Below are 14,211 nucleotides of genomic sequence, written 5' to 3' on the forward strand. Positions count from 1 at the left end.
TACCCTTGCTCACGCGTTTCTTTGAGGTGCGCGAGGAATTCTTCAATAGAGCTTGGAGCGTTGGGCCCATGGTCTGAAGGATCTCCGATGCCTTGTTGTGCGACTAGCTCCATTGCTTTTTCATCGCTAAACCCACTAAGCCAAGCCCAGCCAGTCGCCGTATAATACAGATGGGGTTCCGTTCCGGCTTCGGAGTTAAAACGCAGCGCGCTACGAGAGCCTTCTTCATGGGCCATGAAAATGAGTTTGTCGCCTTCTACTAGGGCTATTCGGACGTGTTCTTGGGCTTGTTCGGCAACGCGTTTTAAAATGGGTTGCGCCAGCTTGGCAGCGTCTGTTTGCGAAAAGTATTTTAAAGCTAGTGCAGGGAATCGGATGCTAAGCATATAAACACCGTCACTCTTCCTTTGGCGCACGTACTTTGCATCTATGAGGTCAGATAAAGCCCGAAAAACTGCAGCTTTTGGGATGTCCACCTTCGTACATAGTTGGGCGAGTGTCAGTCCATCAGGATGGTGGGCCAGCGTTTCTAATACGGCAAGTCCTCGTGGCAAAGCTCCGCTAATCATGTAAATCCTATCAGTTATCGAAACAGTGTTGACGAACGAAACGCTGTTTCATTATAGTGGCAATTGTTGTTCACGTCACAAAGATTGGGGTTTCCATGTCACGGAAGTTATCGTACATTGGCCTATCGGCTATTGGTTTAGTCTTAATGGTTGGTTGCGCCAGCGGGTCAAACAGTGCCAATACTGATTTCCCGGCCAAAGATATTCATCTGGTCGTTCCCTGGGACGCAGGAGGTGATGGGGATCTTACTGCGCGCACGCTTGCTCCGTTGATGGAGGAGGAGTTGGGGGTCAACATTATTGTAGAGAATCGCCCCGGTGCCAATGGATCCGTTGGTTACACATGGCTATTAGATCAAAAGGCCGATGGGTATACCATCTCGATGGCTGGCCCAGAAGTTGCCACTTTGCAATTTCAAGACTATGAAATCGATCCAAAGAATTACGCTTTTATTGGCCAAGGTATTTCAGGGCCGGGGGCTATAGCGGTACCAGCAAACAGTCCATATGAGACCCTTGATGAACTTCTGGAGGCTGGTGTTAGTAATCCTGGTGAAATCAGTTTTTCTAGTCCAGGAGTAGGTTCAGTGTGGGATTTAGCAACTCAACGAATTATTGAAGAATCTAGTGCCGAGTTTTCGAGTATTCCTTTCGATGGTTCTGCTCCAGCAGTCCACGCCGCCTCATCAGGTCACGTTGATTTCACCACCAGTGCAATCGGCCTGTTAGGACCTCAGGTGGAAGGTGGGGAGATGCGTTTCTTAGCGATGTTGACCGAGGAACGTCTGGACGACTACCCCGATGTTCCAACAGCTAAAGAATTGGGTATAGACGTCGAGCACTCAACGTGGGTCGGGATGATGGCACCAGCTGAGACGCCAGATGAAGTTGTTGAAGTCTTGTCAGACGCAATGAGCACAGCAGTTGAAAATGAAGAATTTCAAGACACTATGACTAACGCGGACATTATTCCGTTAAATAGACCGTCTTCAGAGATGGATGAGTTTGTTTTAGAACAGGCTGATATTAATCGTCCGTTATTCGATGACATGGAGCTCGAACAGTGAATGAGTTAGAGAGCAATACCGGCAGTATTGCAAGCAGTGAAGAATATCCATCCGATGCCCTAGCCCTAATCACCGGTGGAAGTGGCGGGCTCGGCGCTGCATGTGCCAACGTTTTGCGTTCTCGTGGAGTCAAAACCTTGACGGTGGATATAGCATCAGGGGCGGACCTCCGGTGTGACATCACCGATGAGCAACAGGTCGTCCAGCTGCGTCAGCAGATTTCTAAGGATGGGGACATCGTCAATATTTTGGTGAATTCCGCTGGCGTGCAAGGGCCTGAATCTATGGTTACTGAAACTGAGTATTACCATTGGCAACATACATTTCGGGTCAATGTCGACGGTGCATTCCTAATGTGTAAACACTTTGCGCCAGCGATGCTGGAGGCTGGGTGGGGCCGTATTGTAAACGTAGCGAGCATAGCGGGTAAGGAAGGCAACGCTTTTCAGGCAGCTTATTCGGCGTCTAAAGCTGCCATGATCGGACTGACAAAATCCTTCGGAAAAGAATTGGCCGAATCCGGGGTTCTGGTCAACTCTATAGCACCAGCGCTCATTTCCACCCCGCTAAATCAGCAGATGGATCATCGTACCTATCAACGTTTGATGAGACGTATTCCAATGGGCAGGTCAGGGCAACCAGAGGAGGCGGCGGAACTGATGGCGTGGCTTGCCTCGAACCGCTGCAGTTATTCGACAGGCGCGGTTTATGACTTGTCTGGAGGCAGGGCGACCTATTAGTAGTGAGCATTTCTATTCATCGAGCAGGAAGATGAACGCCACGGCGCGTGGATTGAACTCGCTCAAGGTGAGTAATACCGCTGGAAAGACTATCGAGGCACTATGACCGATCAGGGTTTTAACGATCAGCAACACAGCCAGCAGACCGGAGTCATCGAATCCGATCACTCCGGCGCTGTGTCGCACACAAAATTCAAAATACGCCTACGAGAGCTACTCGCGGTCGTGTTATCGCTGGCCGGTGGGATTGCGATTCTTCTTGGCACCAATAACATCACGTTGCGTGATACCGGCGAACTGGGTCCGCGCTTCTGGCCTACCCTGCTGGGATGGGCCATTGTAGGACTTAGTGTGCTGTTGGTGACCACCAACGTGGTGCCAGCTCGAACGTCTAAAGATATCCCAAACCCCATGACCCGATGGGGCGCCACACAGCTGATCATAACGTTTGTCGTGTTGCTAGCGTATTTATCACTGTTTAACGTGATCACCTTATGGCTCATCACATTCGTCACCGTTGCCCTACTCGTGCTGCTCTACGGGTTCCGTGGGTGGAAAGTTCTAATTATCTTTCCCGGGATCATCGCTGCAGTACTCCACATCTTATTTGTGGTGCTATTGCGCGTTCCGCTCGGATGAAAGGCCCTAAAACACCATGACACACTTTCTTGAACTAATGGGTCCATCCCTGGTCACCGCCAACGCAGTCGTTGACGGCTTCAGCGTGATTCTGCAAGTCGATACCCTGCTGTATATCGGGCTCGGGATGCTGGTCGGAATGCTGGTGGGTGCATTCCCGGGTGTCACCGCCACCATGGCGGTAGCACTTGCCGCAGGATTCACCATGACCATGGAACCCATGCAAGGCCTGGCCGTATTGCTGACCATCTACGTGGCAGCACAATTCGGCGACCGGGTGCCAGCCATCCTTATCAACACCCCCGGCACCCCGGCCTCCATCTCGACAACCTTCGACGGCTACCCATTGGCCAGACAGGGTAAAGCCGGCCTGGCCATGACGGTCTCGGCCTTCGGTTCAGCAGTCGGCATGCTCGTGGGCATTGTACTGTTAGCAGTCATCGCCATCCCCCTGGCACGATTTGCCCGGGAATTCGGGCCACCAGAACTCTTTGCACTCGTCGTCTTCGGACTCACCATGATGATCGGCGTATCATCCGGTCGCATTATCAAAGGGCTCATCGCCGGCTGTTTCGGCCTCTTTTTAGCCGCAGTCGGACGCGACCCAGTCTCCGGCGACGCCCGCTTCACCATGGATATCCTGGAACTCAACTCCGGGGTACCATTCATTCCGGTCATTATCGGTTTATTTGGTGTTGCCGAAGTACTCAACCAGATGCTCACCCACAATAAGAACATCACCCAAACCAAGCCCATCAGCCAGCTGGGTCAATGGTGGCCGAGTAAAAAGACCACCAAGGCCCTTGTCAAACCAACCGCCGTGGGCGCGGCCACCGGTTCGGTCATCGGCCTGGTCCCGGCTGTGGGTGGCGATATCTCCGGGATCATCGGCTGGGATAACGCTCGGCGTGTATCCAAGAACAAGGAAAAATTCGGCAAAGGCTCCCTTGAGGGTCTCATGGCCGGCGATACGTCAACAACCACAACACTTGGCGGATCCGTCACCACCACCATGGCACTGGGCATTCCGGGCGACTCTGTCATGGCCGTTTTGATCGGTTCGATGATGATCTGGGGAATCCAACCAGGCCCCGCCCTGTTTTCCTCAAACCCATCAATGGTCTACTCCATTGCCGCCATCCTGGCCGTAGCCACCGTGTTGTCCTTGGCGGTTTCACTGCTGCGCATGAAATCCATGGTCAAGCTCTTGGAACTCAACCAGGCCTATCTATGGATCATCATCTTGGTGTTCTGTATGGTCGGTACCTACTCAATCAACAACTCGGTCTTCGATGTTGCCGTCATGCTGCTGATGGGAGTCATCGGCCTGGTCATGCTGCGTTTGGGCTTCCCTGCCGGACCAACCGTGCTGGGACTCATCCTGGGCCCATTAGCCGAGGCAAACCTCCGCCGCACACTCATCGGAGGAGGCTGGGAAGCATTCCTCTCCAGCCCAATTGCCATGATTCTATTTATCGTTTCAGCCGCAGCACTGCTCTTCCCACCACTGCGTGAAATGTCACGACGCCGCAAAACCGAACTCGGCGACAAGAGCAAATTCTCCGCAAACGTCCCCTAACCGACGTGACCACGCTTGTCTCATTCAGGTGGACTAGTTCAGTGCACAACCCTGGATAACTTCTCACGCGATACGGCCGGATCCCTGGCCCCTCCTCCAGCGGATCCGGTCGTATTCGGATACGATTTGTCCAGGTATGTAAAAGCCCAGTAGGTTTTCACTCAATGCCGTCTGCCAACCACAGCTTGGACAACTGCACCTAATAATTGCACTAGTCGCCGTAGACTGACCGCTGCGAGCGCGTGTGCCAGCATCCAACACGACGACGCCAAAACATGGATTCCCGGAGCCGGCATGTGCGGCGAAACCCGTCTGGTCACCGAAACACTCGACGAAGACCAATGGCTCACCGCCCGCTCCGCAGATGAGACCCTGGAACCGACAACGACCTTACCCGAACCGGTGCTGGCGTGCCCTGGTTCATCGCAACCGGCGAGACACCAATCATAATGAGAACCATCACCATGATGCTGCGCCGCAGGAATGCGTCATAAAGCAAAATGATCTTGAAATAAGAACTTTCTGAAATCAGTCGAAAGGCAGCGGATCTTGTCGAGGATCCGCTACCTTTTCTGTCACCAATAGTCTCCAAGTTCATGATCTGCAGAATATAATTGGCCAGCACCTGGAGCTTGTGGCATAGTCGCTTAACACTCTCTCGCTTTCATGTTTGCGCACTCTCTGATCCGATCCCTACCAAATCGAACACTGAGCTGAGCACTGAAAGACAAGCTGCTGGGGTCCGCGCGTCTTTGTTTTCCTAAACCCACACCAAAATGTCGGACTCATTGACAAGCCGTTACAGGTCGTGTGGCACTCGCTCCAGCAACTCACAACCGCAGCTATCGATACCATGTTTGAGAAATAATGCGGAACAGAATAACCGACCTGTTCATCATGGCTAGATCGTCGTATATTCAAGCCATGACCAAGTCATTTCGTGATGCCGCTCCGGGTGAATACTGGGTTTACCGACTCCGTGAAGAAAGTCCGTCAGAACGAGTTCTAATCAAAGACTTAAAAGTTACCAAAACCAAATTTCGTGCAATTGTCACCTTCGATGAGGGGAGAAAGGAAAACATCCCAGGCTCACGCCTGAAAGTCCTCTGGGACGAAGTACAGCAATACGATGAGCTCATGGACAAGTGGGCAAAATTAGCCGAGCACACGCTTGACGAAATTGAGAGTTGCTGCGTGGACCAGGTCTTCGACATGATGGTTCCACTAGAAGTTGCCGATCTCATATACCGTCCCGTCGATAACATCCTTTACGTTCATGATTCCGAAACTTTTTCCGAAATGTTAGGAGTTGATATCGGCGACTACGCCAGGAACTGCAGGTCCTTCGAATTGGATGACACACTCGTCCTGTCCCCACATGCTGCAGTGGTCATTGCTGAGCGTCTATGCAGAGTCAACCCAACACCTGTCCTAGAAAAAGTCATGGAAGATGAAACTGAAGCCAGGCACAAATCCAAGCACGGATATCAGGGCAGCCCTATATCCGAGGATGACACAGGGTGGAGATCTTCAGAATGGGCATATCAAATGTATCGCGAATATACGCGCCCTAGACATGAGTTATTGCGACAATGGTGCGGACATCGAGCTATCAGCAACCATGAGCGGTTAAACGCTTTCGAGGCAGAATGTCATCGATTAGGAGTCTTACTCGAGGATGCACTGGAGGAGCTGATGCAACTCGGTGGTCAACATGCGGTAGAAACTTTCCGTCAGCAGCTCGAAGAAGAGAGGATTACTCCCTACAATATTCGCGCAGTTCCAGAGCGCCCCTTGGATCCATCAGAAATTCCAATACAGACTGTATATAAACCGCGTAGACGCTGGTGGTGAAGTCCTTCCTTGTTATCCAGTCTTGAGCGGACGTATTGAGGTTTCTCTCCAGGTTGCTCAGGTTCAGCACTCCTACAATCAATTAGGCACTTACATGAAAGATTACGATGACCGAAACTATAAAACAGCTGACTGCAAGGCAGCTAGAAATTCTGAAATGGATTGCCGAGGGATGCCCTGAAGGCGTCTACATCAATGATGGCTACGGTCATAGGATCACCGCACGTTTGCTTGCCGGTTCTGGAATGGTGACAATCACGGGTCGGGGAGAATCATGGACTGCCACAATTACGGCCAAGGGCCGCGCAATTCTGGCCAATGCGGCCAGTACTAAAGCAACCTATCCTGGTCCCTCACAGGCCACTGACCTCTACCAGCAAACCCTGACTGCAAAAGGCAAACTGACGATCGAAAAAGATGTGGACAAGGAGCATATAAACCAACTCATTCGTTCCTTCAATAGTTCAGAGTCACGGCCCCGTGGTAAAAAGCTCGCTGTTGAATACTCCACGCTACGGTACGGTGAACCACCGAATAAGGCGACCGTATACATTAAAGACTATTTTGAAGACTTTATTGAACGCCCTAGTATCTCTATCCCCGACACTGTCCGAAAGTACCATCCAGTTGCCAAAGCATTCCTAGCGGATACCAACTGGCACTTCATGAGCGAGGCACTGGTTAAACGTGCTGCTCGAGTGTTGCACGCCTTATTGACTGAATGTGAGCATCAAGGTTGGAAAATTTTCTACACTCCTCAGTCAGAAAACCTGAACAGTCGTGTTACCGGTCGTTCAGTCTCGGACGGACAAGTAATAATCGAAACTGAGAATACGACGATTCAACTTCTCGTCCGAGAGATCCCAAGGACTAACGCCCCCGAGATCTCCTATTCAGATCGATACAACCTGTCCCATCGCAAGCCTATGTGGATGAAGGGCAGGGCAAGAGAATTTATCCCCACCGGTCGACTGGAGATTGCAGAAAAGAGATATGGCAGGTCTGCCGGGATCCGTGACGGCAAAGTCCGACTTGTCGAGCAGCAGCTTCCGGATCTTATCGTGAAGATCTGGGTCCAAGATATAGAGACGAAAAAGCTCTATCAGGAACGTGAGCGTCAAGAATTAATTCGAAAAGACCGCCGCGAAAAAGCTCGAAGAAATGCAATAGAAGCTTTCCGTAAAGACAAGCTCCTGGAGATGCTCAACACCGAAACCGAAAAATGGGAGCGGTGGACGCGAGCGAATAATTACCTGGACAGTTTAGAGCGACAATTAGAAACCTACCAAGTCGATAAGCGCACAGAACTTCAAGACTGGATTCAGCAGTCGCGCCAAGTCAACCAGTTGCAAAATCCGGAAAATAATTTACCTACGTATCCTGAGGAATTTGACCCCACAGCAGAAGAACTTAGACCATACCTCGGAGGCACACATGAATGGGGGTATTTAGATTTCTACTAACGTCTAAGAAATGCGATACCGAACGTTTCGGACTATATGGCTATAAGTCTCGCTGCATGTGTGTTAACGGCCTCCCCAGCCCTTTAGTGAGACCAGCATTCGGGGTACTATTCCGGTATCTACAAGTCTGGCCGGTAGGACTTCGCGTTTGGTTGGTCTCGAAGTTTCCATCGACGTCACATGCGAACTACCTGGCCAGCTTTCGGTCTTAGAGCACCTCAGAACGCGGCGAAAAAGTGACGGCGCACATCGGCCATCCGGTTCGAACACGGCCGCCAAACACGTGCTGCCCTGACCGCTAACCCTGTACCACTTGCTCGGTGCGTCATTCTGCGCTATCCGCCACCACGAGTACAGGCGTCAGAGGCAAAACTGCACGCCATCGCTCCGGGAGGGCCGAGTAGTGTTCTAGCACCAGCGTTACAATATCTTCTCCGGTCAGCAAGCGAATCCCAGGTCGCTGTCTTTCAAGTGCTCGAGCATCACGGCTGTAGGTTCCCAACGTGGCAAAAAGCGCTAACTCGCCGGGCCCCTGGGTACCGCTCAGCTGCTGCACCTCCGGTGAACCGATCGTACCAACCTGATGCTTACATTGAACTTTTATCAACGGCGGTTCGACCCCAAGAAGGTCACGGTGGGCAATGACATCAATGCCGCCGTCCTGAGAGTATTGGGTAACCCGTGCTTGATAGCCGAGACTTTTCAGCAAGTCAGCAATGAACTCCTCAAAATCACGCGGTGTAAGGTCTTCGTACAGCGTTTCTTTGACGAAGTCGCGTGTGTGCCGTTCGATGCGGGAAGCTCGCGGCTCCTGAATTACCTCAACTTCAACTTCGGGAGCAGTCTTCTCCACAATTTCGCTAGTCTGCTCGAGACTCTTCGCTTCTTGGGAGATTGCAGCCAAAAACTCGGCGGCATGCTCTCGAACACGAAAGACCGTGAGAAAAGAACCAACTTCATAGAGTGCTGCCTGGCTGAATATTGTTCGAGAAAGGCCGATCTGTTCCCACCGAACACGACGTCGGTGTTGATGGACCTTTGCCGTCTCATCAAACTCGTAGTCACCCGTGACGACGCCAATATTAATCGTACTATCAGGTTTATAAGGCGCTACAACAACATCACCCTGCTGTATCTCATCGCGAAACCTCAACAGAATGCCAGCCCATCCTGCGATCGCACGAGGTTTGGAGTCCGGAAGCATCGCATTCAGCCTAGCTTTGAGCCCTTCACGACCACCCGGGACCTTTCTGAGATCACCGACGGCATCCCAACCGATACTGACGAACCCTTCCTCCACCAATTCACTGGTCAACGTGTCGTTATGGATGCCCCAGACATTCCGCATTGTGCTCTGCCCCGTTCAAGAAAGGATGACGTCAAACTAATCCCATCCTAGAGAGGAATATCGACTTGTCAGGCAAACGGCGCTGGTATGAATGCGAGCTCAGGGCATCAACGACGCCGAAGCAACAGAGGTTGCCTTCATCCACACCGCCTCCACTCTCGTCTAATGCAACTCGAGTTCCGAAGCGAGCAATGATCTAAAGCTTTCACCTCGGCCCGCTGGCGCGCACTAGGGGGCGACAGTCTAAAAACTGTCACCCCCTAGTGGATACCTATGTGGTCTCAGGGCTGCGCCCGGTCAGGCCGAGCGGAGAAGCGCTCCGAAAGAACCCGATTCAAAGGCTTCATAGTGCTTCTACATCTTTTTCTACGCGTGGTTTAAGACGTTGAAGTTGGGTAATATGTCGCGGTTCAAGTTCCTCAATGTTCGAGACTCCGAGAAGGGCCATAGTTCGAGTAATCTCACTTTGCAATATCTCGATCATTCGATCAACGCCTTCTCGACCGCCCGCCATCAAACCGTAGAGATATGCCCGCCCAACGAGGGTGAATTTTGCACCTAACGCTAACGATGCCACGATATCAGCTCCACTCATGATGCCCGTGTCAACCATAATCGTCGCATCCTGTCCGACTTCACGGACAACATCGGGCAGCAGGTGAAACGGTACCGGGGCACGGTCTAGTTGCCGCCCCCCGTGGTTCGACAGCACGATTCCGTCAACGCCGTGATCGATCAGTTGGACCGCGTCGGAGACGTTCTGGACGCCTTTCACCACGAGTTTACCGGGCCAGATTTCTCGTATGATGCGCAGGTCTTCAAATGAAATCGTGGGGTCCATTGCTGAATTCAGCAATTCACCTACTGTGCCACCAGTCGAGGATAGGGACGCGAATTCCAGTTTCGGGGTGGTCAAGAAATCAAACCACCACCACGGTCGCGGAATTGCGTTGAGGATGGTGCCTAGGCTCAACTGGGGCGGAATCGAAAAACCATTGCGGGTATCCCGCAAACGATATCCTGCCACTGGGACGTCTACCGTGAACATCAGCGTGTCGAATCCTGCAGCTGCCGCACGCCTGACTAATTCGTATGAGATTTCGCGTTGGCGCATCACATACAGCTGGAACCAGTTCCGACCCGTGGGGTTGGCTGCCTTGACATCTTCTATCGAGGTGGTCCCAAGAGTAGAGAGCGTGAATGGGATGCCTGCGTCCCCAGCAGCCGAAGCACCTGCGACTTCGCCTTCTGTTTGCATAAGACGCGTAAATCCTGTCGGAGCGATCCCGAAGGGCATTGCGGATGTCCCACCCAAAATTTGGGTGGTTGTATCGACAAATTCGGCCGGGCGTAGGATATCTGGATGAAACTCAATATCCTCAAACGCCTGGCGCGAGCGCCGCATGGAGATCTCCGCTTCTGCTGCCCCATCGGTGTAGTCAAAAGCTGCCGCTGGTGTGCGACGTTTGGCAATCCGACGTAAATCGTAGGTGGTGAGTGCACCGGCTAGTCGACGTTTTTTACCATTTGGTTCGAATTTCTTGAATTTCATGAGCTCTAAAAGCTCTGTGGGTTTTGGGAGTTGGCGTTTGACCAAGAGATTGCCTTTCATCGGGCGACGTTAGCTACGACGTCGGTGGTTTCTACTTCATGGTTATTGGTGTCAATGTGCGCTACCTGTTTGATGAACTTCGATGCAATCATCGAGATAACACAGCACAATGCAACGTAAAGAGCGATGGGCCACCATTGGCCGCCGCTCATTTCAAATAACGAAGCCGCAATAATTGGAGCAGTACCGCCAAAGATTGCAGCACCGAGCTGGTATCCAAGGGTCGCACCGGTATAACGGATTTCCGGAGCAAAATTTTCTGCAATCAACGTACCTAAGATGGCGTTGACGCCGCCCCACAAAAGGCCGAATCCCAATATAGTTGCTGCGTAGATCGCCCAGGTCTCTCCAGTATTTAGGACCAGATAGTAGGGCACGATCAGCACAATGGTTGCCAATGAGGACCAGCGATACAGTTTTTCACGAGAATAACTATCTGAAATTCGCCCGAAAATAGGCATCCAGAGCGTCGCTACTAGTGCGGCTGCAGCTACGGCAAGCAGTACGGTGTTGTTACGCACTCCAAGGAAATCTGTTGCATATGCCACCACATAGGTCCCAAAGATGTAGAACGGACCGGTCTCCGCAGCTTTTGCACCGATAGATACCAGGACTGCTCCCCAGTGTTTTGTGACAACTTCTTTGATCGGTAGCTTGAGCTGAGCGCCTTGTTCACGAATTCTCCTGAATTCCGGGGTTTCGTCTAGACCATGACGGATAAACAATCCGATAGCTATGAGCACGATACTGCCGACGAATGGGATTCGCCACCCCCAAGCCAGGAACTGTTCTTCGGGGAGATTGGTCAGCAGTGCAATGACCGCCGCGGCCAATAGCATGCCCAAACTGATGCCCATTTGTGGCACCGCGCCATAGAGTCCACGGCGATTTTTCGGGGCGTATTCATAGGCAAGCAGCAAAGCTCCGCCCCACTCCCCGCCGATAGCAAGGCCTTGCAGGATTCGACACAGGATCAGCAGTAAGGGCGCGGCAATACCAATGGCCTCGTAAGTTGGCAATAGTCCAATTGCTACTGTGCCACCTCCCATCAGCATGAGCGTGATAAACAGAGTCTTCTTACGCCCGATTCGGTCACCAATATGGGAGAAGAGGATGCCACCCAAGGGCCTAAAGAAGAATGTAAGTGAGAAGGAAACGTACGCCAGGATAGTGGATATAAACGCGTCATCGTTGGGGAAATACAGTTTATTGAAAACTAGCGCGGCCACTGTACCGTAGACCAGAAAGTCGAACCATTCGATAACACTTCCACTCAGACTGCCAAGAAGTACACGATAGTTGAGACGTGGTGGAACCGCCGTTGAGGCGGGAGGGCTCGTTGCCATAACGTTCTCCTTACTTACATGCTGAACAGCCTGCAACGGCTGCAATAACCTTATGTGGCCTGACCATGTGGTCTGACCACAGATAAGTGTAAGGTGGAGCACATCGAGTCGTCAACAAAAATTGCGAACTTATGCTTCTTCAGTCTGGGACTGTGCCCCTGCAGTCTCGAGATAGTAGCCGCGAATATGCGCTTGCAACCGCTCAACAGCCTCTTCGTTGTTACCCGCCCGAAGGCTGTCATAAATGCCGCGATGCTCTTCCCGCAATCGCGCTGCGGTTTTCGACCAGTCCGGAAGTGCCTCCGCCCGCTCAAGGGTGTGATCAGCGATAGCTATCCGCATGGCATCCATAAGCGTGCTGATCAACGGGTTGCCAGCGGAACGAGAAAGCACCACGTGAAACTCTGCATCCAAAGGCAAAAAATCTTCAACCGAAAGGTTCGGGTCCTCCATGAGTTCAAGTAGACGCTGTGCATCCTGCCAGTGCCCTGCTGCGGGATCAGAGTTTTGAGCAGCCCACCCCTCTAACAAAAGCCGCATTTCATAGACATGATGATGTTCGACCTGGTTGGTGGCTAACTGTAGATTCAGAGCCAGCGTCATTGCCTGTTCAGGAGCTGCGGTAATAACGGTCCCGGACCGAGGCCCCGATCCCGTGGAAGTACGTATCGTCCCTAGGGCTTCGAGGACGCGTAGGGCCTCACGAATAGAACTGCGCGAAACATCTAAAATCTCAGCAAGCCGCCGCTCACCCGGCAGATGATCACCGATATGCAATCTACCGCTCGCCAGTTCATCAGTAACCCATGCCATAACAACTTCGTGTGCTTTCATCCCTCTCATTATCGCATCAGGACTCTGCTACAAATCTAGGATCAACCTCGGCGACCTCTGAAACTTCCGACCGATTGAACAAAAGCCGAAATCATGTGATTGCGCAAGCGGGCTGTTCTATTCAAAGCATATGCTCAAGGTCACATACTGATTCGACGATTTCGACCCAACATCCCAAGTAGTTTCATCCGGGCTGCCGTGAATGCCCAACGCGAGATTCAAAAGCACGGGGGATCACGCGGGTAATGCAACGACCAGGATGATCCTCAAGCACCTCGGCATCACCGTGTCATACACTTTGGTGCATCTCTGGTCGATTTCGTTGCGACCCTCCACCAGTACATAGCAATTCGTGTGGCACCCAGGCAGCACTATTCTGCATGGATGGCGGACTTACTCAACGGCGAGTTCGGCACCTCAATCTCAGGTAGCAGGACCGTAGCGGAAGTCATCGGGGCACCCCTCGTGAACTCGTTGGCGTTATTTACGCCAGCGACGCGCATGTCCTCGCCTCCGACGGCACGACCATCGTGGCCGGCGACGTCGCGAATATGCCCAACCCGGTCCCGGGCTCCCCCGCCGCCGAGCGCATCCGCCTGGAATCGGTGAATAACGCGATCGAACACGCCAAAGTGGCGGCCTACTCGCTGATGGGACGCTCCGAAGAATACGCGGGCATCCCGTGGTTCTGGTCCAACCAGGGCGATATCAAACTCCAGATCGCAGGCCTATCCACCGGTTATGACCAGACCGTGGTCCGCCACGACACCGAGCGCGGCAAATTCAGCGTCCTGTACTACCGCGACGGCCAAATCATCGCTGCCGACTGCGCCAATTCGCCCCTGGATTTCATGGCCGTCAAACAGGCCCTGTCCAAGGGCAAAAATATCGACGCCGACGCTGCAGCCGACGTGTCCACCATGCTGAAAACCCTGATCGCCTAACCACACCAGCAGCCACAGCACGCATCCGTGAAGAAAGACCCCAAACCATGACACTTCAAGACCTGACTGCGGCGTTCGCCCACGAATACGCCCAGCGGCCCATCCCCGCCGACGGGCCCATCGACACCAGTCCAATTGACACCACCCCCGACACCGACGAATTCGACGCCATCTGGCAACAGGTCATCCCCGAAACCCGGGCCCGCGGCAACGACT

Annotated in this window: 13 protein-coding genes; 8 read left to right on the forward strand and 5 right to left on the reverse strand. The window is 52.6% G+C overall.

What is annotated here, in order from left to right:
* The coding region (locus K8V32_RS09685; protein ID WP_303906472.1) for an IclR family transcriptional regulator at positions 1-569 on the reverse strand (569 nt) is incomplete at its 3' end.
* 56 nt (positions 570-625) lie between these two features.
* Between K8V32_RS09685 and K8V32_RS09690 the strand changes: the two genes are divergently transcribed.
* The 7 genes from K8V32_RS09690 (at position 626) to K8V32_RS09720 (ending at position 7,911) form a co-directional block, all read left to right on the forward strand.
* On the forward strand, positions 626-1,636 hold the full coding sequence (locus K8V32_RS09690) for a tripartite tricarboxylate transporter substrate binding protein (RefSeq protein ID WP_303906475.1): 1,011 nt from the start codon (positions 626-628) through the stop codon (positions 1,634-1,636).
* The gene (locus K8V32_RS09695) at positions 1,633-2,376 is read left to right on the forward strand and encodes an SDR family NAD(P)-dependent oxidoreductase (RefSeq protein ID WP_303906478.1); all 744 of its coding nucleotides are present in this window, start codon (positions 1,633-1,635) and stop codon (positions 2,374-2,376) included. Before K8V32_RS09690 ends, K8V32_RS09695 begins: the two co-directional genes overlap by 4 nt.
* 102 nt (positions 2,377-2,478) lie before the next feature.
* Positions 2,479-3,015, forward strand: coding sequence for a tripartite tricarboxylate transporter TctB family protein (locus K8V32_RS09700; protein WP_303906479.1), 537 nt, complete (start codon positions 2,479-2,481; stop codon positions 3,013-3,015).
* A gap of 16 nt (positions 3,016-3,031) precedes the next feature.
* Positions 3,032-4,594 carry a tripartite tricarboxylate transporter permease gene (locus K8V32_RS09705; RefSeq protein ID WP_303906482.1) on the forward strand — a complete coding sequence of 521 codons (1,563 nt, stop codon included), beginning with the start codon at positions 3,032-3,034 and terminating at the stop codon, positions 4,592-4,594.
* Positions 4,595-4,888: 294 nt separating this feature from the next.
* Positions 4,889-5,044: a hypothetical protein gene (locus tag K8V32_RS09710; RefSeq protein WP_303906486.1), complete on the forward strand. Its 156-nt coding sequence runs from the start codon at positions 4,889-4,891 to the stop codon at positions 5,042-5,044.
* Positions 5,045-5,518: 474 nt separating this feature from the next.
* A complete protein-coding gene (locus tag K8V32_RS09715; RefSeq protein ID WP_303906488.1) occupies positions 5,519-6,448 on the forward strand; it encodes a hypothetical protein in 930 nt (309 codons plus the stop codon).
* A gap of 107 nt (positions 6,449-6,555) precedes the next feature.
* Positions 6,556-7,911 carry an AAA family ATPase gene (locus tag K8V32_RS09720; protein WP_303906491.1) on the forward strand — a complete coding sequence of 452 codons (1,356 nt, stop codon included), beginning with the start codon at positions 6,556-6,558 and terminating at the stop codon, positions 7,909-7,911.
* 325 nt (positions 7,912-8,236) lie between these two features.
* Here K8V32_RS09720 and K8V32_RS09725 read toward each other — a convergent pair whose 3' ends face one another.
* The 4 genes from K8V32_RS09725 to K8V32_RS09740 form a co-directional block, all read right to left on the reverse strand.
* On the reverse strand, positions 8,237-9,259 hold the full coding sequence (locus K8V32_RS09725) for a restriction endonuclease (RefSeq protein WP_303906494.1): 1,023 nt from the start codon (positions 9,257-9,259) through the stop codon (positions 8,237-8,239).
* 343 nt (positions 9,260-9,602) lie between these two features.
* Positions 9,603-10,871 (reverse strand): alpha-hydroxy acid oxidase, encoded by a 1,269-nt coding sequence (locus tag K8V32_RS09730; protein ID WP_303906496.1) that lies wholly within the window; start codon positions 10,869-10,871, stop codon positions 9,603-9,605.
* Entirely contained in the window at positions 10,868-12,217 is a 1,350-nt protein-coding gene (locus tag K8V32_RS09735; protein ID WP_303906499.1) for an MFS transporter, read from the reverse strand. The genes K8V32_RS09730 and K8V32_RS09735 overlap by 4 nt, the downstream gene beginning before the upstream one ends.
* Before the next feature lie 129 nt (positions 12,218-12,346).
* Positions 12,347-13,051, reverse strand: a complete 705-nt coding sequence (locus K8V32_RS09740; protein ID WP_303906502.1) for a FadR/GntR family transcriptional regulator — start codon at positions 13,049-13,051, stop codon at positions 12,347-12,349.
* Positions 13,052-13,602: 551 nt separating this feature from the next.
* Here K8V32_RS09740 and K8V32_RS09745 point away from each other — a divergent pair.
* Positions 13,603-13,995 carry an oxidoreductase C-terminal domain-containing protein gene (locus tag K8V32_RS09745; protein ID WP_303906504.1) on the forward strand — a complete coding sequence of 131 codons (393 nt, stop codon included), beginning with the start codon at positions 13,603-13,605 and terminating at the stop codon, positions 13,993-13,995.
* The last annotated feature ends 216 nt before the right edge of the window (positions 13,996-14,211 follow it).

Origin of the sequence: Enteractinococcus helveticum (assembly GCF_020742345.1) — a bacterium.
GTDB classification, from domain to species: Bacteria; Actinomycetota; Actinomycetes; order Actinomycetales; family Micrococcaceae; genus Yaniella; species Yaniella helvetica_A.